The following is a 23,290-nucleotide window of genomic DNA, read 5'->3' on the forward strand; positions in this document are numbered from 1 at the left end:
CCTTGCGCGCGGAGTATAGGAAAACCCATGTGACGGGCAAGGCCCAAGATGCACCTGCCGGTAAAAACGCGTAAATTCAGCGTGCTTTTTTAACAGATTCAACGATTATCCACACTAATATGGCAAATAACATCGAAGAAACCGAGATTGACCTGCCGCGTTTGGGGCCTGTGCCCGTGCGCCTGCGCATCAGTGCGCGTGCGTCGCGGCTTAAATTGCGGATCGATCCCGGGTTCGATGGTGTCGAAGTTGTCGTTCCCAACGGTATATCGCGCAAAACCGCCCTTTCGATGCTGCGCCAGCATATTGACTGGATCGAAGCCCACCTGTCGCGCCTGCCCGACCGGGTTTTGTTTGTGCCCGGGGCCTGGGTGCCGTTTTTGGGCCAGGAACATGCCATACGCGCCGTGCCCGAGGCCAAACGCGGGGTTTGGGCGGAATCCGGCGTGATCTGGGTTTCGGGTGCCATGGAACATAGCAACCGTCGAGTCGCGGACTGGTTAAAAAAGCAGGCCAAACTCGAAATTGCCCCGCGCGCCCATGCCTATGCCGGAGAAATCGGCAAAAAAATCAACCGGATCTCGATCAAGGATACCCGCACGCGCTGGGGTAGTTGCTCGTCGGGCGGTAATTTATCCTTTAGCTGGCGGCTGATTTTGGCCCCCGAAGATGTGCTGGATTATGTCGTCGCCCACGAGGTGGCCCATTTGCAGGAACTCAACCACAGTGCCCGCTTTTGGAAGGTGGTCGACGATCTTTATGGTTCGTCAGCCAAACAGCAACACTGGTTAAAACGGAACGGGTCGGGGCTGCATCGGTTTGGCGCGGGCGAGTAAACATCTAATTGTCTTGCATGCCGCTTGGCAAATTTCTGTAGCTGCGGCATTTTGACAGGCTGGTGCTATTTATAAAAACGACCCGCCCTTCGCCCCCAATCAGATTCAGGACACACCATGATCATTCCGCTTGAAACATTGCTGGTTTTTGTCCCAACCGCCCTTGCCCTTAATATGACGCCGGGCAACGACATGCTGTTTTGTTTGGGGCAGGGCATTAAATCGGGGCCACGGGCGGGGCTGGCGGCAAGTTTTGGCATCTCGACAGGGGCGCTTGTGCATACATTTCTGGCTGGTCTGGGGCTGGCGGCTTTGCTGGCGGCTCACCCGGTTGCCTTTCAAATCCTGCGCTGGGCAGGCATATCCTATCTGGTTTGGCTGGCCCTGAAAACATTTCGAAACCGCAATAATGCCCTGAAAGCCGCCGAAACCTGCCCCGGATCTGCCTTTCGGGCGTGGCGCGACGGCATTGTGGTTAATTTGCTTAACCCGAAGATCATTGTTTTTGTGCTGGCGTTTTTGCCGCAATTTGTCGATCCCAAACGCGGGTCGGTTTTGCTGCAATTTCTGTTATTGGGGCTGATCCTTAATATTGGCGGCACCATCATTAACTGTCTGGTCGGGGGCTTTGCCGGTAAACTGGGGCAGTTTCTGGCCCGATCAGCGCGTATCGCCCGGGCGTTTCAGGTCTTTACCGGCTGTATCTTTTTGACCCTTGCCGCCAAACTGGCCTTTGATCAAAAGGCCTGAACGGTGTTCAAACGATAAACGGCAGTTACAAAACACACCCGGCTTCGCGCAGATGCGGAATTTCATCGCGCAAAAACGCCAAAAAGCTGCGTTGCACATTCGATAATTCGCGATTGGCATGAAATACCGCCACATCCCACGAAATTTCCGGGGTTAGGGGCCGGGCCACAACCCGGTCCTGATCGACCAGCAAGGCGGCAAACGGATCGCTGATCGCGATACCAACATTGCGTTCCACCAGACGAGAGATGGTTCTGACCGTGCGCGCCTCGACCGCGATGTGGCGCAAGCGCCCGGCGATCTGAAAAATATAGTCAACCTTGGTGCGCAGCGGGCTGCCGTTGCTCAGCTCGATAAATTTCTCGCCGCGCAGCAAATCAATATCAATGGTTTCAAACCCGGCCAGCCTGTGATCACGCGGCATCAGACAAACGGCACGACATTTGGCCAGGCGCATCATCGCCACATCGCGGTCCGTCAGATCAAGCGTAATGCCAATGCCCAGATCGCAATTTCGCGATGTGACCATTTCCAGTATGCCTTCCATCCCCGAATCGGTAATGCTGACCGACACATTGGGATGTAACGCCTTGAATTTGGCAATAACATCTAAAAGATAGGTATCCACATATATCGGCTGGGCCGCGATACGAATGCTGCCAAGCTGCTGGTTGGCAATCGCCCGCGCACTGCTTTCAAGATCGCGAAAACCGTTTAAGGTTCGCAGCACGGTATGATGGAACTGCACAGCTTCCTCGGTCGCGACCAGTTGGTTGCGCTTGCGGATAAATAACGCAAATCCCACCGATTTTTCCAGATTAGCCAGCATCCGGCTGACCATTGGCTGGCTGATATTCATCGCCTCGGCCGCTTTGCTGACGGTGCCATAGGTCATAAAAGCATTGAAACTTTCCAGTTCACGCAAATTCATGCCATCCCCTCTGTACCGATTTCAGTATTTACATAAGTAATAGTGAAATTAATTTTTTGCTTCAATAGTTATAGTTTGCCATGTTTCAAACACAAAATAAAAAGCATGGACTTGGCAATAACGCCACCACCTCCAGGGAGACATGAAAATGTTTCGTCATCTGAAGAAAGCTGCACTGGGTGTTGCAGCCCTTGCTTGCGCAACGGCATTCACGTCGGCAGCGCAGGCTGATTCCTATCCGGAAAAGGCCATTACGCTTGTTGTTCCTTATGGCGCTGGCGGCGCCTCTGATCTGGCTGGTCGTGCGCTTGCAGAAACAGCGCGCAACTATACCAACGATCAGCCAATCATTGTTGTGAATAAGACCGGTAACGGTGGCATGAATGGCGCGCGTTTCGTAACCGAATCCGACCCCGATGGTTACACCCTGCTGCTGTCGCGGGTTGGCATGGCGCTTTATCCTGCTGTTTATTCCGATAGCCCCGTCGCATGGGACGACTACACCTTCCTTGGCATTCTCGAAGCCACCCCGATGATTTTGGCTGTTAATGCCGAGTCTGACATCAAAACCGTTGATGACCTGATGGCCAAAATCAAGGCAAGCAACGGGGCAACCACCTATGCTGCATCCGGCCCGACCGCGATTGACGGTTTTTCGGTTCAGGCATTGTTGACCGATGCCGGGCTTGACCCGCTAAGCGCATCGACTCTGGTACCTTACAAAGGCGGCGGAGAACTGGCAGCAGCCCTTTTGGGTAATCACGTTGATTTTCTGGCGATTTCCGCCGGTTCGCTAATGCCCCATATCCAGGCCGGTAAAATGCGCGCATTGATGGTTTATGCCCCCAAACGCATGGCCGACCTGCCCGACGTTCCGACCGCAAAGGAACTGGGTTACGCAACCGCAGCGCAGGTTGCCGGCTGGAGCGGTCTTTACGCCCCCAAGGGCCTGCCCGACGATGTTGTTGCCAAATGGAAAGACATCCTGGGCAAAGTTGCAACCAACGAACAGTGGCTTGATCTGGCCGAAAAACGTGGTTCCATCTCGGTTATTGGTGATGAAGACCCGTCAGCCTATGTCAAATCGCAGTTCGACCTGTATCATGGTCTGGCCAAGAAATTTGGCTATATCCAATAAGATTTTACCCCGTTTTTAGGATGCGAGGCGGAACCATGATCCCCAACCGCGATTTTTACACCGGAATGGTGGCAACGGCATTTTTTGCCCTTGTTCTGTTTGTTTTAATCCCGGTTTACGTTCGGGTTCCGTCCTTTATTCCGGGGTTTGCCCCGCCCCCCGACATGTGGCCCCGCGTTATTGGCTGGGTCGGCTTTGTCATGGGGGTTCTGGCCCTGGTTCTGGCGGTGCCCAAAATGCGCCGCCGGTCCAGCGACCAGATAACATCGATTGGTGCCTATCTGTGTGCCAACCGTGTTTTCATCTACCGTTTCATCTGGATGATCGCGGGTTTTACCGCCTTTGTTTATCTGATGCCCAAAATCGGTTTCCTGACGGCAACCATGGTGTTGCTGGCCTTCCTGTTCGTCATGACAGGTGATTTTTCCAAAAAGGCCTGGATGATCGGTCTGACCATTGTTTTCCCGATTTTTCTTTATGTGATTTTCACCGAAATCACCCACACCCCCTTCCCGCACGGCAAATGGTTTTCCCTTGCCCGTCTGCTGCATTTGATCTGACGAGAAAATACCATGTGGAATGAATTGCTTGGCGCCTTTGTCGCTGTCGCAACCCTGCCCAATTTCATCGCCATGGCTGCCGGGATCTGGGGTGGAGTCATTATTGGCGCCATCCCCGGCATGACCGGCACGATGGCCGTAACGCTGGCACTGCCCTTTACCTTCTATTTACCGCCCGTTACCAGCCTTCTGCTGCTGGTTGCCCTGTATAAAGGGTCAACCTATGGCGGGTCGATTTCCGCCATCCTGATCAAAACGCCCGGCACCGCCTCGGCGGCCTGTACGGTTCTGGACGGCTACCCGCTGGCCCGTGAAGGCAAGGGCGGCAAGGCGCTGAATATGGCGCTGATTTCAAGCTGCATCGGCGATTTTATCTCCAACATCTCGCTGATCTTTCTGGCCGCCCCGTTGGCCCTGTTTGCCCTGCGTGTCGGCCCGCCGGAATATTTCATGCTGATGGCCTTTTCCCTGACGATTGTTGCCAGTATTTCCGGCCGTTCGTTATTGCTGGGCATCGTTGCGGCTTGCCTTGGCCTGTTACTCGCCACTGTTGGCGAAGACATGTATGGCTCGTTTCGTTTTGCCATGACCGAAGATATGAAAAGCGGCCTTGGCGTTGTACCGGTGCTGATTGGTCTGTTTGCCCTGCCTGAAATGTTGAAACTTGCCATTTTCCGGCCCGAGGAAAACACCCAGGCCATGAAACTGGGCGACAACCGCCTGACCATGAAAGAATTTCGCGGCAGCCTGAAATCGATCATCCGGGGCAGCTTTATCGGCGTTATTCTGGGGGCCATTCCCGGTATTGGCCCGTCGACCGCAGCATTCTTTTCCTATAGCGAGGCGCGGCGCACCTCGAAAAACGGCGACCGGTTTGGCGAAGGCGAACTTGAAGGCATTGCCGCATCTGAATCGGCCAATAACGGCTGTTGTGGTGCCACCATGATCCCGCTTCTGGCCCTTGGTGTGCCGGGCGACGTGATCACCGGTGTCATGTTAGGTGCCTTCATGATCCACGGCCTTACCCCCGGCCCGCTGTTATTCCAGAACAATATCGGTGAAGTTTATTCGCTGTTTATTGGCATGTTGTTTAGTTCGTTCTTCCTGTTTGTTGCAGGAAAACTGACCGCCAGCGGCTTTGCCAAAATCTCGCGCATTCCCCAACAGGTGCTGCTGCCTTGCATCGTTATCCTGTGTGTATTTGGCATTTATTCGGTTGCCTCAAGCCCGTTTGACGTTGCTGTGCTGCTGGTCATGGGGGTTGTCGGCTTTGTAATGATGGTGCTCAACATTCCCGCCGCACCTTTCCTGATCGCCTTTATCCTTGGCCCGATGTTTGAAGACAATATGCGTCGCTCGCTGGCAATCTCGCGCGGTGACCTTGGCGTTTTCTTCCAGTCATGGATTTCATGGGGTTTCTTTGCCCTGACCATTCTGTTCGTGGCCTTAACCATTCGCCGCGAATGGCAAAAATGGCGCAGCAATGTGCGCGCCGCCAATTAATTCGAGACACGAGAAGCTGAAAAAAATGACCCAGACCAACATGTCCCGCCTGCACCTTGCCATCGATATTCTGGGCAAGCTGGTGGCGTTCGACACAACCAGCAAGAACTCGAATCTCGGGCTTATTCGATATGTGCAGGATTATCTTGCCCAATACGATATCGAAACGACCCTGTTTCATGACGAAACAGGCGAAAAAGCCAATCTGCTGGCCACCATCGGCCCCAAAGACGTGCCAGGTATTGTTCTTTCAGGCCATACCGATGTGGTGCCCGCCCTGGAAAAAGGCTGGGAAAGCCCGGCTTTTGATATGACCGAACGCGACGGCAAACTTTTTGGCCGTGGCACTGCCGATATGAAAGGCTTTGCCGCCTGCGCGCTGGCCCTGATCCCCGAACTGGTCAAACAGGACCTGGCGATCCCGTTTCATCTGTGCCTGTCCTATGACGAAGAAGTGGGGTGCCTTGGTGTTGGCAGCATGGTGGATCATCTGGCAAAAATGGATCATCCGCCACGCCTGGCTGTTATTGGCGAACCGACCGAAATGAATGTGATCAACGGCCAAAAGGGCAAATATTCGATGCGTGTGACCGTTACGGGCACCGCCGGGCATTCGTCCTTTGCGCCCCGTCACGTCAATGCCATTGAATATGCCGCCCGCGCCATCGCCATGATTTCCGATGTCGCGCGCGAATTTGAAACCAATGGCCCGTTCGACCCCGACTTTACCGTGCCCCACAGCACGATGCTGACCACCACCATCTCGGGCGGCACCGCCACCAACGTGACACCGGACAGTTGCGAATTTACCTTTGAAATTCGCCACCTGCCCGACCACGATGCCGCCGCGGTGATTGACCAGATCAAAACCCGTATCAGCGAAACCCTGGATGCCGAAATGAAAGCCCGCGAAGCCGATACCGGTTTTGAATGGGAAGAAATCTTTCATTATCCCGGCATGGGCGATAGCACCGATGCCGAAAGTTTCGCCTTTGTCCGCAACATTGTTGACGAAGTTTCCGGCAAGGTTTCCTACGGTTCCGAAGGCGGGATCTTTGAAAAACAGGGCAATATTCCGTCCATTATTTGTGGCCCCGGTTCGATTGCACAGGCCCACAAACGCAACGAATTTGTCGAGATATCCCAACTCGACGAATGCCTGGCTTTCCTGGAGAAGTTGGGTCATCAGGTGGTGAAAAACCCGTCCTGATCCGGCTTTGATAACGTGACACCCCCTTGATCTGCATCCACGACACCTCCCCGCGTCCACCTCGGATCAAGGCGCTTGTCAAGGTCTTTCCAGCGGTTCCGGATTCTCCCTTTCGGAACTGAAAATGCCTTCCTCGGGCCGGATTGTCGCCAACCGACATCCGGCCTCTTTTTTTGTCAGCGTCCGTACCAGGGATTTAAAGGAATTATCTGTTTTTGCCGGTAAAGCCGGAATTAAACTGTTTCCAGCTGTCATCCTCGCCCATGCGGATAGACCGCATCAAAGCGGCCTTGCCCAGTGAGCGCACCGGCAAATCCTGATGGGCGCGCAACATAAAGGATTTCCACATGCTGGCAGGCAAGCCCCCGCCGGTGACTTCTTCCATCGGCGATCCGTTATCATTGCCCATCCACACCCCGGCAACCAGATCGGCGGTATAACCCACAAACCAGGCGTCGCGATAATCCGATGTGGTGCCGGTTTTGCCCGCCGCCGGGCGGTCCAGCAGGGCATTTTTACCGGTCCCCTTTGCCATGACAGCGGCCAGCATATTGTTCATTTCGCCCGCCGTAACCGGGTTTAAAACCCGTGTCATATAGCCGCCTTCGCGTTCGTACAAAACCTTGCCATCCTGACCGACAATCCTGGTAATGGCATGAGGGATGATGCTAAACCCGCCGTTCGATACAACGGCATAGGCCGATGTCATTTCCAGCAAAGTGACTTCGCTCGTCCCCAGCGCCAGGCTGGGTTCAGCGGGCAGATCCGATGACACCCCCAGCTTGTGGGCCATATCAATCACCTTGCCCAGCCCGGTTTTCATCGCCACTTCAACCGCGATGGTGTTGTTCGATGTTGCCACCGCATCGCGCAACGACAGGGTGCCGTGGTGCTGGCGATCAAAGTTGCGCGGGCTCCAGCCGTTAACGGTATAAGGCTCGTCGCGCATCCAGTCATCGGCGCGCATGTCATCTTCAAGGGCGGCCAGATAAACAAATAATTTAAAAACCGATCCCGGCTGGCGTTTGGCCTGGGTCACACGGTTATACTGGCTTTCGAAAAAGCTTTTCCCGCCTACCATCGCCCGAACAGAGCCATCCGGCGTCATGGCAACCAGCGCGCCCTGGCTCACCCGGTGCTTATCGGCTTCCTTGCTAGCAAGCACACGGCCAACGGCATCTTCGGCTGAGTCCTGCAATTTGGAATCAAGGGTCGTATACACCACCATATCCTGATCGTGATATCCGACATAATCGGTAACCCGATCCAGAATCCAGTCGGTAAAATAGCGCACATTGGGCCCGCCGCGCCCGCTCGCCGACGCGGTTGTGACGGTACTGTAATGGTTTGTCTGTGCCTGCTGCTTGCTGATCGCGCCGGTATCAAGCATCGCATTGATCACTTGATTGGCGCGTTTGGCCGCCTGTTTGGGTGCCACCAGCGGGTTATACCGGCTCGGTGCCTTGGGCAGGCCCGCCAGAACCGCCGCCTGATAGAGCGATAAACGACGGGGACCGATACCAAAATACTGGCGCGATGCCGCATCAATCCCGTAAACGCCAGAGCCGAAATAGATGCGATTCAGATACAGCGACAGAATTTGCTTTTTGGAAAATTTGATTTCCAGCCACAGCGACAACAGAACTTCTTCCACCTTGCGGCCATAGCTGCGCTCGGGCGATAAAAACAGGTTCTTTGCCAACTGCTGGGTAATGGTACTGCCGCCCTCGGCAATGTGTCCGCGCCAAAGATTGGTCGCAAGTGCCCGGGTTATACCGATAAGATCGATACCGAAATGATGATAAAACCGCCGATCCTCGATTGAAACAAACGCTGCGCCAACATAATCAGGCAGGTCGGTTACCTCAACCGGGCTTCCATAACGGTCACCGTAATTGGCCAGGTTCACACCATCCAGACTCATGATCCGCACCAGCGGCTTGCGCTGGGTGGCAACATCAAAATCAATCTTTCTGGTCAGATCATAGCCATAATAGGCTACCAGCCCGCCGCACAGCACCACCGCCCACACGGACAGAACCATCATGATCTGGGCGATCAGCATCGGACGTGGCATCAGTGACGTCAGCCTGGAGAAAAAGGATCGTTTGCGGCTGCTTCGACGCCGCCCGCGCGATGATGCCCGGCCCGACGAGCTGCGCGATGTCCGGCGCTTGGGGGCCGGTGATGTGCTACGGGTAGGTCGCTTCGCCAAAATCGTCCTCAAATCCTGAAATCATCGGGGATGGGTACGTAAATTACCCGCCGTGAACGGAAAAATCCCGTCCGGCCGATATCTGTTGCAGGCCCGTGCGAACCGTCACGCTCTGCGTTGCCAATAAAACATCATTTCCCTAAGAAACCATGTTCCAAGCGCATAAAAGGGGCGATTTTCGCCCTTGGAGAACATGTTTCCTTAATATAAGGCGGGCCTTGATGCCAGAAACCGGTTGGCTTTCATCGCACAATCACCGGTCAATGTCTTGAAGATATTTCCCGCCCCTTGGTCTTCTGCCCAATCACTGCCGCCGACACAGCCGCCCCCTGCAACAGACGTTTAATCTATCACGCACACCGCAGATAATTCAAAATTCGAACAAACCACCGGCATCGTTCGTTTTTATGATCCGACAGGTCGATGAGGCAGGATTTACCCTGCAAACAAACCGGGCTCAGGGTTGATTTTCCAAGGGCGGATTGGGGTCTGACCAGTAGCGTTTCCACATATCGGAAACACCATCTTGCTCCACCAGCCGCTGGTTGGTGCCCCGCGCGACCGAACGGATCGAAAACCCCTGTGACGCATCAAGCATAAACAGCCGCCATAACGATGCCACGTCAATATCGGGCCGGATGCCCGGGGCACGGCTTTTGTCATCATTGCCGACCCACACAACGGTATATAAATCGGCCGTAAACCCGGCAAACCACGCGTCACTGCCCCGCCCGGCTGCGGCCCCAAAACCGACAAAAGGCCGGTCCAGGCGCATCTGCGGGTCGGTCACACCTGCCAGCATGCTGTTTACCGCCTGCATGGCTTCATCGGTCAGCATTTTTTCGCGCATTTTGGTAACACGCTGATACAGGACCGGCCGCCCTTCCGCCGTCGATCGAATGGCATTGATAACAGTAACATCTGGCGTAACCCCGCCATTCAACGACAAGGTGTGCAGCCGGGCAATATCAGGAAGCGTTACGGCATCAAGGCCGACAACAGTGCGAATATCATCCGATAGCGGACTTTCAACACCAATATCACGCGCAAATTCGCGCACATTATCCAGGCCGAATTTATGGGTCAGTTCGACAGGAACGGTATTCACGTCCCGCGCAAAGGCATCGCGCAAGGATACCTGCCCGCGATATTGCCGGTCGGGGTTAACCGGTTTCCATCCTTCAACTTCGTTGCGGGAATCTGCTACCCATTGGGCCGGATCGGGATTGTGGTTAAGAGCATAATAATACGGAAGAATTTTAATCATCCGTCCGGGATAATGGCGGATATTCCATGCCCGGTTTCGCGACATCGGATCATAACTTGTACCGCCAACCATGGCACGCACCCGACCATCGGGGCTAATTGCCAGCAATGCGGCCTGATCTGCGCCGCGTGGTTTAAGGCGCAACTTGCTGATCTCGCTTACCGCTTCCTGCGCCATAATTTGCAGGCGCGTGTCGATGCTGGTGACAACGTGCAAATCCTTGCTGGTATAACCAACCCGGGTGGCCACTTCCTCCATGACCTGGTCAATCACATATTGCGAATAATCGTCTTCGCGAATACGGGGCGAAAGCTGCGGAACACTGCGCGACAGGGCCGAAACCTGTTCGGGTTCGATCATTTTTTGGGCCGCCATTTCGCCTAACACGATATTGGCCGCGTGGGCCGATGCCGCAGGAAAATGCAGGGGATTTAAATTGATCGGGTCACTCATCGCCGCAGCCAGAACCGCCGCCTGATGCACGCTCATATTCTGAGCCTGCACCCCAAACAGAATACGCGACGCCGCCGTAATGCCAAAAATACCAGAGCCGACATAACTGCGCTCGAGATAGGAGCGTAAAATCGTGCTTTTATCAAACCGCGCCTCCAGCCACAGCGCGACCAGAAATTCTTCGAAATTGCGAATAACACCGGTATCGGGCACCGCAAAAAAACCGCGTGCCACCTTCATTGTCAGGGTCGATCCCGGTTCAGGGTCCCCCGATATAATCCGGGTCAAATCACTTAAACCCGCACCAAAATGATGTTCAAACCCGGGGTCGCTGGCGGCAATAAACACGCTTTGAAGCCGTTTCGGAAACGTAATTAACGACACATCCTGGCTATAATGGCCCTGAACATTCTTGATCACGGTGCCATCAAACCCCGCAATCAAAACATCGGGGCTGCGATCTGCCTTGCGACTAAAATCCAGCTGGGTCTGAATCGACACTGTCACAACGGCGGAGATACCGACCAGAATCAGCAAAACCACTGATGCTATGGCCAGCCGAACACGCCGCTGACGCTGCCGCACCTCGCGCAGTCGTCGTTCTTCTATTGCCTGCATGGCAGCCTGTGCTGCCAATGCGCCACTTCGTTTCGACTCGTTATTTTCGTCCACGTCCCAATCCGCTCATACCGCAAGTTTATTTTGCTTTTTTGAGTAAACGCTTAATGCCTTAACAAATGGTATCAAACGCGCAAACTGCCTTGACAGGCTCCGTCCGGTAACACTATCGGCCATTTCTCCCCGGCCCTCAACAACACATCCCCCTATTTCATACCTCGCTTAACGTTGTTGCGATTAAACTGCCCACCCGTTCACGCATGGTTTCATCACCATCGTACAAGGCCCCGAAACCTCCATCGGGCGGCATTGCCGTGTCGCTCAGGACGGCGCACAACAAAAGGATGCATCGGCATGTTTATATCGCCCCCCAAATGCACGCAGGGCCCGCCACAAAATGGCGGACCCTGCATCATAATATAAGCCGAAAATGTGAATTGACGCATAAACCCAGAAACTCGCACCACCGTTTTCCAACGAAATCTCGAACTTTACGACGCATTATGCTGGAAAGTTTTGAAGCAAAATATTGGAATTCTCCTTGTTCCTTAGAAAATTCATAAAATCAAATACTTATATTACATCCAGTTTGAGGAAAAGGCTAAAAAGTTCGAAGATTATGTGTCGAATTTTACTTCTGGTGTAATCTAGTCATGCATCGAACCGTATATCGCGCTCCAAGATACTCATTGAGGCTAGCGTTGATTACGACCTTTCTGAGGAGTACCAAATTCTACATGCTCTTTAGCAGTTTGGCTTACGAAGCTAGCTAAGTCATCGATCAGCTCAACATCAATCTTTGACCCAACAGCACACTCCCATACAATTGCAGTGCGCCAACCCAAGTTATGCAGTTCCTCTATCGCTGTTTTATCTCTCTTGGTATTGGCCGCAAATTTCTTAGTCCAGAAATCAGTGTTTGTTGCCGGTGTCGTCGTTTTTTTGCAATCCGGATGGCGATGCCAAAAGCAACCGTGCACAAAAATCACAACTCGCCACTTCGGCAGCACTATGTCCGGTGAGCCCGGCAACAGACGTACATTGAGTCTGTAACGATAGCCCACAGCGTGTAGTGCTTTTCTCAGCAGAATCTCTGGCTTCGTGTTTCTGCTCCTGATGCCCGACATCATTCTGGAGCGGGTATTGGGGTCAACTATATCCATGATTTAACAAACATAGTGCAATTAAGCTTATTTTCCACCTGGTGACACTTGGTGAAACCTGGTAAAAGGCTCGTCATTATGAGGAGAAACGATGTCCAAAGAATTTGCCATCATTGATTTGTTCGCCGGGCCAGGAGGGCTGGGTGAAGGATTTTCAAGGGCAGGACGTGACGAGGAAACCTCAATGAAGACCCATCTCTCAATCGAGATGGATGACCATGCAATTCAAACGTTGCGGCTGAGAGCATTCCTGCGGTCCTTTGACCGGTTTCCCCAAGAATATTACGACGCTATCAATAGTGGTCTTGAGCTTCCAAACTGGGCCGAGCTCTATCCCAACAATTGGAAAGTTGCAGCCAAGGAGGTACGCCAACGTGTTTTGGGAAGCGATGGCATATTCGAGGAACTTGCGACCGAGCTTGATCAAGTACGCGAACATCATCATGGCGATACCATCTTGATCGGAGGACCTCCCTGCCAAGCATATTCCTTGGTTGGAAGATCGAGAAATCGGGGCAAAGCAGGTTACGTTCCCGAAGATGATAATCGGCATTTTCTGTATCGCGAGTATGTGCGCATCCTGGACCGGCTTCGCCCTGCGGCCTTTGTGATGGAAAATGTCAAGGGGATGCTCTCGAGCCAAATTAACGGCGGTCGGATTTTCAGCAAAGTCCTTGACGACCTCGAAGTGGCGGGAGACGGATACCGTTTGTTACCGCTCGCAAATTCTGCCCCAAGCGACGGCTCCCGAGCTTCGGCCAAAGACTTTCTGATACGGTCAGAAGACTTTGGAGTTCCGCAAGCCCGCCATCGAGTAATCATTCTCGGAGTTCGGGCGGATCTGGCACTACGCCTGAAACTTGATGGCCCGCTTCTCGGCAAACCGCAAAAGCAGGTGAGCGTGGGCCGTGCAATTGATGGCCTTTCACGTCTCCGCAGTGGACTTAGCCGCGGCGACACGAAAGAAGCTTGGAAAAAAACAGTAGTTGAACAGGCTATGCACATTGCCAGAACAGGAAACATTCCAGAAAAAGTGAGGAATATCGCTCAAAAAATTTCTTCTGCCAACAACTTGCCTGAAGCAAGGTCAAGTCGCGAGAAGACAATTGCTAGCGATATGCCAAAACATCTCCTCAAGTGGTTCGATGATGAACGACTTCATGCAACGTTGCATCATGAGACCCGAGGACACATCCCGGACGATATTGGCCGTTACCTTTTCTCTTCTGCTTTTTCGAGCGCGTACGCACGTTCTCCGAAGCTGGATGAGTTTCCAGAGTTTCTGCAGCCTGCCCATAAGAACCGGGATTCTGGACATTTTTCAGACCGCTTCCGCACCCAAGTGTCTGGACGCCCATCGACTACCGTTACAAGCCATATATCCAAGGATGGTCATTATTTTATCCATCCCGATCCCGGCCAGTGCCGCTCACTCACAGTGAGGGAGGCTGCCCGCTTACAAACATTCCCTGACAACTATTTTTTCTGTGGGTCTCGAACCAAACAATATCATCAAGTAGGTAATGCAGTACCACCTTACTTGGCGTGGCAAATAGCTAAAGCAGTTTACAAGATCTTGGGATAAGGAAAGCCTAAACGTCGGCTTAACCAGATAGGGGAGCATGTCAAATCCGTTTGCCTTTATCCTGCGGGCCTCGTGATAGGCAATCAGCAGGCCACATGCAGAAAACCCCGCCCCCAACTCTCAGGCTGATCCTGTCCTCATATTATCCAACACTTTAGTTACGGATGAACCCGGCGTCAGCCTGAGGACCACGTCAAAGTGATTGTTTCTCCACCTTGGCACACTGAACACGGACCACCTCGCCGCCGGCCTTCAGGAATCCGTCCCCCATGCCGTTCAGTGCTTCCGCCCCCCCCTCATCCATAATGATCCTGCTTTCCTGACCACTGCGGACACGGAGGGCCAGTTGAGCAGGCAGGTTCGAGCGCACCGTGGTGTTTATCACATTTGCATTGGGGTTCTGGGTTGCGACGATGACGTGGACACCGGCACTGCGGGCTTTCTGTGCCAGACGTTGCAGCAAGCTCTCAAGTTGCTTTTTCTCTGCTGGTTCGGTAGTGAGGTCGGCATACTCATCCAGCACAACGATCCACCAGGGTATTCTCTCAGAGTCTTCGACCGCTGCATTGTAATCCGGGAGTGTCCGCTGCCGTTTGTCTTTGAATTTCTGAAGACGCGCCTGCATCTCCTGAACACACTTCTCGAGTATGGAAATTGCATCGGCCCCATCCCAGCCTATTGGCGCACCAAGGCAGGTATGATCCTCAAACGCCTGCAGCTCAGTACCCTTTGGGTCCACCAGAAACATCATGATCTCTTTGGGGTCGTAATATTTGACCAGACCGAAAAGTATCGTGTTGAGAGCCTCTGATTTGCCGCTACCTGTTGTTCCACCGATAAGAAGATGGGGTGTTAAAGATGACGAAAAATCAATACTGACTATTTCTCCATACCTGTTTTCACCCAGCGGAACACACAGCTTCCCATTCTGCTTGTCCCACCTCTCCCATAGTCTCTCAGCAGTTACGAAATATCGGTCTTCGGATCTCTTTGGCACGTCGATATTGATAAATCCATCTCCAATATCGAACCGGATTTCCTGTCCGCTTGCTAGGCCAAGCGCCAGTTTGAGGAGATCCGCCTTCTCATAAATTCTCCGGGGCTCAACGCCAACGCCGGGAACGACCCGGAAGAGAATGCTGGCGGGTCCCTCGACGAAACAATCGCCTAGGTCCGCCGGCTTCTTCACATTAACGGCAAATTCGCCAAACTTATCCAAAATTATCTGGTAGAGCCCCTTGAGCTTATCTTCTGCCATTCTCCCACGCTCAACCGGCTTGAACTGAACCTGAACCGGCTCAGCATTACCCGGCGCCTGAACGTCATCCTGTACGGTCCAAGGTACCGGCACGCTTTCAATATCGCTCTCAGAGGACGGCTCATCAGGGCTACTGGGATCAGAAACACTCTGACCAGCGGAAGCATTGTCCGCACCGATCGCTTCCCCAAATGTAATTACAGCCTCGGGAACGATCTCACCTTCAACAATTTCGATAATCTGTTGCTGATACGACTTAACCAATAAGATGTCCCCCTCCTCGAGTATCTCGGGATCGCCATCCGAACCATATCTGCACGCAGAATAAAGGCCGCTGATACGCCTTATGCTATAGCGCCCGGATCGGAAAGCATCACGGATATCGGGAGGGATAGCTGCCGCTGAAGCCCCCTGGTCACCGTAGCCAAAAATCTGTCGTGCCTGCGGGCTGCTATTTTCAATGGCCGAAACAACCTTCTCCCTCCATAGCCGAGCATCCAGCGGAGGTTCGGCATCATTGTTTGCCAGGGCCAACTTTAGCAGATCCAACGTCTCTCGAACCTGAGACATGCCGTGTGGATCATATTGTTGTCGGAGTTTCCCCTCGACCACCAAGATATCAACCAGCAACTTGTCATTCTTCATCTCAAAACCAAAGCGGCAAAGATCTGCCCTTGTAGTGCCTGACGTACCGAACCACTCCACATGATCATCGAGAGACACCCAGCCTACGCAGCCCTTTTGGGGGATTAAAGGGAGCTGTTTGTCCGATAGCGCCTTCGCCACAGACAGTCCAAGTATCTCCTCAGTCACACGGGATATTCCCATTGCCTGCAGTGCGAGACGAGGGGAGATGTTACTGGTTTCCTCATAGATCCGCGATGCAAGCTGCTTTTGGAACGCGTCATCGCTCTGCCGACCAGTTGCACTGCAGATTTTATGAATTTTCCGTGTCAGTCGTTCTGTGATAAATTTCCGTCCCGAATTTGATGAGACTATTAGAGTGTAAAGACCTCCCGACCCTATCCCCTCTTTGACGGACAAGATATCCGGACCACCCTCCAACCTTTCGATCTGTTCCCGTGTAATATGCTCCTCGATAGTCACAACCCAGTGGCATTTCTCATGGAGCTCCGCAAAGACCTTTTCTGCGGAACCAAAATCGATACGGAGTTCGGCAAAATCATGGTTTTCAGGTTGCGATGATGAAACCGGCTTCCCCCGCGTATTCCGGACCGCAACTGTAGACCAGTCAGACATCATCGCATCCGGGTCACGAGGTCGCATCGATACAGAAACAAAACCACCTCCGGCCCCGCCCGATATCTGTGTGGGAAAATCGAGAAGAGGGTCAAAAGCACCCGGCATTGGCACCGGTGGATCCGTATTATACTGAACAGAGATCCGGTCCTTAAGGAAGTTGGGGGCAACACCTACGTCAAAGAGCAGTCTCTCGCCCTCCAAGCCCAAGCCCCTTACAGGATCAAATTCATGTAGATACAACTGAAGCGGAGGAAAGAGCGGCAGGCCCACGCTCATTCGGCTCTCTGAGTTTAACGCCTCAAAGCTATCGGAAATCTGCTCCCAGGATTTTCTGTTCGAGACAACGTGAATATTGATTTTAAGGCTCTTCCACTGGCCTTTTCTAAAGGCGGCCACCAACCTTGCAGGCAATTCTGCCATGTAAGGCGCAACAATCAGAAGGCTCAACCCATCAGATTTATGGGGATGGGCGTCCATGTATGCCCTCAACTGCCGGACAACCTCTTCGAGGCACAGGCTGTCCAGACTACCATCCCCCGTCGCGAACTCGAGCGGCGTACAATAATCAAACCAAGCCACCTGGCGAGCCGGTGAACCTAGAGCTGCATCTCTGCCGGGGGCAATTGGGGGTTGTTTGTGAGGCGTCAGCCTGTCGAACCAATTTAAATATAATTTCTGGTTACGTTCGTTCAGCGGAAACTGCCCCTCCAAGGATCGGAGAGCCAGATTTTGACTGCTTGTGAGATAGAGAGATATCCATCTCATTTTTGCAGGGTGCAGTGGTGTAACCAGAAAACGCTTATCGGAAAGGCCGATACTGGTTAACGAGAGCAGTGCTGTAATAACCGGGTTTACTGCAGCTTGAGGAACGTAGTCATTTTTTGCTGTCTTAAGTAGGGCCTCCCAGTCAGTACAGTATCGCTCAATCAACGGCACGGTCAGGCCCTGTGTTGAAACTGCACTCAAAAACTCCCGACCATTTTCAATAGCGGTCGTAATAAGTCCATCCCCAATAACCTGGTCTGCAAACGCATGAGAACGTAATCTGCTTAAAGACGCGACTCTTGACGCAGCTTGGGCAAGCCAAGTCATTTCAGCTGAAGGCTCGCCGCCCGGCAGCGAGAGATACACAGGCTCAAATAGCGGGGATCCCGGGCAACTGCACAAAAGCCAGAAAAAGACTAAATGTTCGATATCCTCGGGAAGCCATTCAAAGCCGGCCTCAGAATCGATTTTCTTGCCGGAGCTATTAATTAATGAGAATTCCACCTCAACCGGGGGCCATTCGATATGATCCTCTATTGAGTCATCCCCAAGGCTTGCATCGTCATCGACTTTTGGCTCAGGCGTTGCGACAACTTGCGTAAGCTCATCAGAAACAACCAGCTTTGCACCTTCAACGTTATCACGGCTCAACTCGGCAACTCTCGAGAGACAATTGCCAAACAAAAATGCAAACAGGCCTACCGTGGGATCATTGGCACTACTCTGTCCGGCCAATCGGACTTCAATTGTCAGTCCATCTTTTTCAGAGCTTCTTCCAAGGAGAATTGTCGCAACGTCCGCAATTTTCGAGAAAGGGTTATCAAACTTATCATTCGTGGGGCGGGCCAGTTTCTCAACCATTCTCCGGGTTTGTTTGGCAATTAACTCCACCAACGCCGGCCCCCCGGTCTGCTCGGCTTCATAATCCAGAAAAACCTGTGCATCCTCAGAACGCCTGAGATTCAGCCCCTTTTGAACCCCAAGTGCATTAAATTCCTGAATTCTATCGGAATCATTTTCGTCGATTTCCTGAAAAACTCTGTCCCCCAGAGGAAGACCGACATTGTCGGCAGCAAATAACTGCATGAAAATTCGGTAGGGGATCTGACGTCGGATATCCCTTGTAATGGTCCGGCAATACTGCATACACAGCGTGCGCCATGTGGACTGATCGGATGCACTGTATTCCTCACCGCTTTCATCAACAAATTTCTTAACCGCGCACTTATCAATCAACTGCTCGACGTCAATATCGGAAGCGGCTGAAGAGGCAAGCTCGGCGTGAAGTGCGTTCATCCGGAGGCGGCGCAGAATACGCGCCTCAGAGCCCGGCTCCCTCCATTCTAGATCTGGAAACAAATCTAGGCTCTCCAAGGACGTTCCGACGATATGATCAATTTCGTCGGGCTCAAGGGTTTCGCCTACAGCCGCAGCTCGATCGAGCGCAGTAATTACAAATGAGATATATTTTCTTACCGAGATGGATACGTGTTCTGGATGGAGAGCGCTCAGAACCTCAACTATGCGTTCGGTCAACAGAGCCGATGGAGCACTGTCCGAAGAATTTATCTCCGCCCGCGCAATTTGGATGATTCTCCGAGGTACGGAAAAATCTTCCCCATCAAAACTACCATCAAGGAAATTATTGTCTTTCAGAGTAAATAGGTTTTTCAAACCCTGCTCATCCGACTCGACTTTGGTCTCAAGATAGACAAGGCCACCTTCAATATGATTACGATAGAAAGTGATTGATTTCCCCGCTTCAGCTCTGAACTCATCCGGAACGGGAAATGAGGTCCCTGCGCTGACGACGACACGCTTGCCCATGAGTTCGGGCTCTCCATCCCTAGCTTTCCATAGATCCAGAAAAGCCTGAACCGATTGCGAAGAGGTCAATGACTTAACCCGGAAGCACGGGCGATCTACCTGTTCGATTCCCCGAAAACTCCTAGAGATTACATCTAGGCTTGTGGCAGCAATTACCTTTGAATGCCTATCAGACCCGCTCATTATCAGTCCACTCCCCCAATACCGACCATACGCGTTGCATCAGAGTAGACCTCGAGTAGTCCTGATGCCTGCATTTGAACTGCCAGCTGCTCACTGTTCTCTTCGAAAATACTCGCATCAAAATCATTGAGGAGCCCGGCTTCCTGAGCCGCTTCCCGACCAATTACCAGCCCGCACCGACCGTAAAGCCAATCCGTCAAAAATCGTTCATAGGATAACTGCGCTCCACACTGTGTCGCGGCCATGACATTTGTCTCAAGGAGGTCAATCCCCAGTGTGAAGTGGCGACGTCCGGTCCAAGCATTCAACAGCCCGATCGCAGCCGCCGTTGCCCAGAAAAACCCCCGGATACGTTCTCGCTGCTTCTTCGCGAGAAGCCTACCTTCGGCTGCCATGTCAACAGCCTCGAGTATTTTTGCCTGAAAATCTCTAAGGGCTCTTTGAGACGCACGCCTCAGCTGAGGGCGTCCGGCACCACAATCACAGATAACAGGCTTTGGTTCTTCGCCTAAATATATGCTTGCCCGGTTGTGCTGCATAATCACCTGACAAAAGCCAGTCCAGTTAATCAGTGCCTTCACCCTTGCCACTGATGGCATTTTCAGATGTTCGAGAATATTTGCCACCCCATCACGAAAGAGTTCATCCGTATCATCACCGAACACCTTTGTTTTTTCTGCTTCGACTTCGTCAGACCTCGGCGTAAGATCATTCACTCCCTTGGACAGGAGCACTGCAGCCAAGTTTTCAAGAGAACTAGCTTCGCTGTTGTCATAGAGATTGGAGAGGCCGGTTTTGATTCTTTCTTTTCTGGACTGATCAGGGTCGTTGCATATCACACGATAGACAAGAGCACCTGCTCCCCTCATGTACTTTCGCTCAATACCTGTCTTGGTCTCATCCCCTTTTTTATTTCGTGCATCCCAGTGGATGAGGGACGGAGTGTAAGGGAAAAAATGAGCCCGATGCCATGCTGGATCACCCTTTAGATTGGGGATGGGTAGTTGGATGCACTGGAGCAGGTGTTTTATCGCCTCTGCACTTTGACGGTCAGCTAGCACCTCAAAGCACCTGTCATTCTGGGCAAAACCAGGATCCCAAACTAACCGCCTTGCAAAGTCATGGCTCCTCCGTGAAATTTGCACTTCCTCTCCATCGCCAGGGAGAAACGACTCCGCACAAAATATGAAATTCAGGAGTTCGAGGCCGGGATAAAACCCAGCGTTATCATACTCCAGAATTCCCCCAAATATTTCCCGAGAAACATCAGGGCCGGTGGTTTTTTCAGTCGGCGCCTGAGGTTCAGTATTTTGTGTCTGCCCGATCAAAGGTCACCTCCCACTTGGATAATTCCATTATCAATAGACACAGAGTGGACAGCACCGCGTATAAAAAGATTTATTTCATCCGGTTGTTTTTGGCCCCTTTCTGCGAGGCGTGCCAAAAAGTTTTTTATTCGCTTGAGGTCGTGCGCATAAAACTCTTCGGCAACATATCCACTGCCGGCGCGGCAAACACAGTCAAATGACATCATGTCCAAGTTGAGATCGGCAAAACCCGTACCCATTTCAAAACGCAGAACAATATGTCGGTCAATCCAATTTACCGATTTTGTAATCGCGGACACCTGCAAGTCATCGGGAATTGCCCAGACCTCTCCCATTGGAAGAACCTGTATGGCCCGTGCCGGAATTCTCCCGGCAATGATCGCGGCGTGGGTAGTGGCACTTCCAAAGGCTGGGTCAACAAGATGGAGGCTTATTTCGCGCTCAGACATCTGCAATCCCTGAATAATATGCAGGCCTCTGAGAATCCGGCTTTTAAGCTTATGCATTTCCGTGTCGGATATAGTCTTTTTCGTGACAGCGATAAAGTCCGATCCGCTTTGGAAGCCAAGCCTGGAAAGCTCCGTGATGCTTTGGCAATCCTCGTCAAAAAAAGCTCTGCGCCTGAGTGATCTGACAATTCTCTGAACCAGCCCCGCCTCTTTATTCCTCTCGTTCCGGCTTGAGGGATTCCCTATGATTTCATCAATACCTTGGGATGCATCAATGAGGGGTGGGTCTTGAAACACATTGTTAGCGAACATCAGATCCAGCTCACCGGGCGGAAACACATTCTGCTCATTAATTAGCTTTTCATCGATCGCCCGAAAGGCTCGTAATCCCGGGTCAAGGCGCTGCAGATCAGAGATTACGGGAATATTGTAAAGCTTATCCTTCTTGATATCGCGCGGTGGCGTAAATAGCGAATTGTAAAATGTATACTCGTGTTGCCACCCACTCTTTCTGTACCTTCCGTGCACATCGTGGCACTTCAATCCACCTGTGATGATGTATGCTGCCACCATCAAAAGTTCTCTTATTGTAAACACCACACCGAGCTGCTCCAGAGCCGAGAACAGTGTTACTAACCGCGCTCTCCTCTGTTTTCCAATATCAGAGGCACTTGCCTCCAGAAGCTTCCGGTTATTTAGAATGGGGCAATTTACAGACGCATCGCAGGACGAGCAAATCTGCCAGCGCCTGCCGTCATCCAGCCATTCATCGAAAACCTCAGCAGCAAGGCTCTCGTCCTCCCCACCACTGACAGACTGGTAATTTAAATTAATGATATGAATTCGGGGATCTTGGACGCATAAACCGCTCTTAAATGAGGTATTAAAGTTTTCAAGGACCAAGCAACAAGCTTCGCCGGTTGTTTCAGATTCCAGAACAGCCCTTAACCGGCCTTCGTTGGCACAAATAACATAAATTGTTTCCTCCTGATTGATCGCAGTCTCTATCAGAGCGGTCGCGTTTACAGGCTCAAGCTCGGAAAAGTCTTTATGAATATAAATTGACTTCGACAAAGGAGAGCCAGGCGCCGGATCAATCGCGCGTTCTGCATTGCAGGCTGAGTTAATAAGTCGCCGGGCACTTTCTTCGTCATAGCCAAGGCAGTCTTGAATCAATCTTCGGCAAAGATGAGTTTTTCCGTGACCGGCATCACCTGTCAGGATTATCAGACGCGCAGAGTTGAGTTTGGCGGCAGAATTTAGATACCTTAAGGCCACTGTCTCGAGGTTCAGGCTGTCTGCTGTTTTTTGATATTCTTCATATATCTGAGAATGGGCAGGGTCGAATGGCAGGTACCTATTAAGACGCGCAACATGACTATTTTCTTTAAGCATAATCCCCCCGGTAGTTTGCCAGCCAGTTTTTTGATGAGACCCAGATCGACAATAACCGATGACCAATAACTAGACGCTGTATGTAAGCAGAAAATAACAACCTTGGACATACATATGGCAGAAGAAAATTTCACACCTTCGACTGCCTGTGGATAGAGAACAATGACGTATTGAGAGCGTAATGGAAAAGCAGTTTCTTTCTATTTTCCCAAACTGTCCAAGCCTTATCACCCGGCACGAGTCCCCCATTTGATCATCCCAATAGCATTGACCCTAATGAGGTCAAACCCCGATGAAATATCAGAAAGTAATCCCTGTTATTGACTTTTTCTTAGGCTTTGGCGAAGCGTGCCGACTGATTTCGATCAATGGCGACCCTGAAATAGAACGTGCCGGACTTATTACTGAGTACTTTACTGAAAAATTTGGAAAAATAATTGGCTAAACTGGTCGGCGACCAGACGCAGCGACACCCTGGAAATACCTTGATGCATTTCCAAGGTCGAAATGCCGCAGATCTCTTAGCACAGCTACAATCCTAGTGTTCCGAGTCTGACAGATCCTACCTGTTTCCCCTGATTTCATCGAGTTTG

Annotated in this window: 16 protein-coding genes; 9 read left to right on the forward strand and 7 right to left on the reverse strand. The window is 52.1% G+C overall.

From position 1 onward, the window contains the following. The first annotated feature begins 119 nt into the window (after positions 1 to 119). Both AAC086_RS21350 and AAC086_RS21355 read left to right on the forward strand, forming a co-directional pair. Positions 120 to 836: a SprT family zinc-dependent metalloprotease gene (locus tag AAC086_RS21350; RefSeq protein WP_339781840.1), complete on the forward strand. Its 717-nt coding sequence runs from the start codon at positions 120 to 122 to the stop codon at positions 834 to 836. A gap of 117 nt (positions 837 to 953) precedes the next feature. Beyond that, a complete protein-coding gene (locus AAC086_RS21355; protein WP_339781842.1) occupies positions 954 to 1,586 on the forward strand; it encodes a LysE family translocator in 633 nt (210 codons plus the stop codon). Positions 1,587 to 1,611: 25 nt separating this feature from the next. Here the strand turns inward: AAC086_RS21355 and AAC086_RS21360 are convergent, their stop codons facing one another. Next, positions 1,612 to 2,517, reverse strand: a complete 906-nt coding sequence (locus AAC086_RS21360) for a LysR family transcriptional regulator (RefSeq protein WP_339781843.1) — start codon at positions 2,515 to 2,517, stop codon at positions 1,612 to 1,614. Between the two features lie 148 nt (positions 2,518 to 2,665). Between AAC086_RS21360 and AAC086_RS21365 the strand changes: the two genes are divergently transcribed. From AAC086_RS21365 to argE, 4 genes are read left to right on the forward strand one after another with little or no spacing between them, the layout of a single operon-like run. Beyond that, on the forward strand, positions 2,666 to 3,655 hold the full coding sequence (locus AAC086_RS21365; protein ID WP_339781845.1) for a tripartite tricarboxylate transporter substrate binding protein: 990 nt from the start codon (positions 2,666 to 2,668) through the stop codon (positions 3,653 to 3,655). A 35-nt stretch (positions 3,656 to 3,690) separates the two neighbouring features. Then, positions 3,691 to 4,215, forward strand: coding sequence for a tripartite tricarboxylate transporter TctB family protein (locus AAC086_RS21370; RefSeq protein ID WP_339781847.1), 525 nt, complete (start codon positions 3,691 to 3,693; stop codon positions 4,213 to 4,215). A gap of 12 nt (positions 4,216 to 4,227) precedes the next feature. After that, positions 4,228 to 5,718 (forward strand): tripartite tricarboxylate transporter permease, encoded by a 1,491-nt coding sequence (locus AAC086_RS21375; RefSeq protein ID WP_339781848.1) that lies wholly within the window; start codon positions 4,228 to 4,230, stop codon positions 5,716 to 5,718. 25 nt (positions 5,719 to 5,743) lie between these two features. After that, positions 5,744 to 6,928 (forward strand): acetylornithine deacetylase, encoded by a 1,185-nt coding sequence (argE, locus tag AAC086_RS21380; protein ID WP_339781850.1) that lies wholly within the window; start codon positions 5,744 to 5,746, stop codon positions 6,926 to 6,928. 205 nt (positions 6,929 to 7,133) lie between these two features. Here argE and AAC086_RS21385 read toward each other — a convergent pair whose 3' ends face one another. Then, positions 7,134 to 9,005, reverse strand: a complete 1,872-nt coding sequence (locus tag AAC086_RS21385; protein ID WP_339781851.1) for a PBP1A family penicillin-binding protein — start codon at positions 9,003 to 9,005, stop codon at positions 7,134 to 7,136. Between the two features lie 31 nt (positions 9,006 to 9,036). Here AAC086_RS21385 and AAC086_RS21390 point away from each other — a divergent pair, with 31 nt between their 5' ends. Beyond that, positions 9,037 to 9,162 (forward strand): hypothetical protein, encoded by a 126-nt coding sequence (locus AAC086_RS21390; RefSeq protein ID WP_339781852.1) that lies wholly within the window; start codon positions 9,037 to 9,039, stop codon positions 9,160 to 9,162. A 438-nt stretch (positions 9,163 to 9,600) separates the two neighbouring features. Here AAC086_RS21390 and AAC086_RS21395 read toward each other — a convergent pair whose 3' ends face one another. Next, the gene (locus AAC086_RS21395) at positions 9,601 to 11,535 is read right to left on the reverse strand and encodes a transglycosylase domain-containing protein (RefSeq protein ID WP_339781854.1); all 1,935 of its coding nucleotides are present in this window, start codon (positions 11,533 to 11,535) and stop codon (positions 9,601 to 9,603) included. Between the two features lie 641 nt (positions 11,536 to 12,176). Further along, on the reverse strand, positions 12,177 to 12,644 hold the full coding sequence (gene vsr / locus AAC086_RS21400) for a DNA mismatch endonuclease Vsr (RefSeq protein ID WP_339781855.1): 468 nt from the start codon (positions 12,642 to 12,644) through the stop codon (positions 12,177 to 12,179). Between the two features lie 91 nt (positions 12,645 to 12,735). Here vsr and AAC086_RS21405 point away from each other — a divergent pair, with 91 nt between their 5' ends. After that, entirely contained in the window at positions 12,736 to 14,229 is a 1,494-nt protein-coding gene (locus AAC086_RS21405) for a DNA cytosine methyltransferase (protein WP_339781857.1), read from the forward strand. A 193-nt stretch (positions 14,230 to 14,422) separates the two neighbouring features. On the opposite strand, the gene AAC086_RS21410 is transcribed toward AAC086_RS21405, so the two are convergent. The 3 genes from AAC086_RS21410 to AAC086_RS21420 all read right to left on the reverse strand — a co-directional run bounded on the left by AAC086_RS21410 (position 14,423) and on the right by AAC086_RS21420 (position 22,697). Then, on the reverse strand, positions 14,423 to 19,342 hold the full coding sequence (locus AAC086_RS21410) for an FtsK/SpoIIIE domain-containing protein (RefSeq protein ID WP_339781859.1): 4,920 nt from the start codon (positions 19,340 to 19,342) through the stop codon (positions 14,423 to 14,425). A 185-nt stretch (positions 19,343 to 19,527) separates the two neighbouring features. Next, a complete protein-coding gene (locus AAC086_RS21415) occupies positions 19,528 to 20,853 on the reverse strand; it encodes a hypothetical protein (protein ID WP_339781860.1) in 1,326 nt (441 codons plus the stop codon). Then, positions 20,850 to 22,697 (reverse strand): hypothetical protein, encoded by a 1,848-nt coding sequence (locus AAC086_RS21420; protein WP_339781861.1) that lies wholly within the window; start codon positions 22,695 to 22,697, stop codon positions 20,850 to 20,852. Before AAC086_RS21420 ends, AAC086_RS21415 begins: the two co-directional genes overlap by 4 nt. A 292-nt stretch (positions 22,698 to 22,989) precedes the next feature. On the opposite strand from AAC086_RS21420, the gene AAC086_RS21425 reads away from it, so the two are divergent. After that, positions 22,990 to 23,142 (forward strand): hypothetical protein, encoded by a 153-nt coding sequence (locus AAC086_RS21425; protein ID WP_339781862.1) that lies wholly within the window; start codon positions 22,990 to 22,992, stop codon positions 23,140 to 23,142. Positions 23,143 to 23,290 lie beyond the last annotated feature (148 nt).

Source organism: uncultured Thalassospira sp., assembly GCF_963976115.1.
Taxonomy (GTDB): domain Bacteria; phylum Pseudomonadota; class Alphaproteobacteria; order Rhodospirillales; family Thalassospiraceae; genus Thalassospira.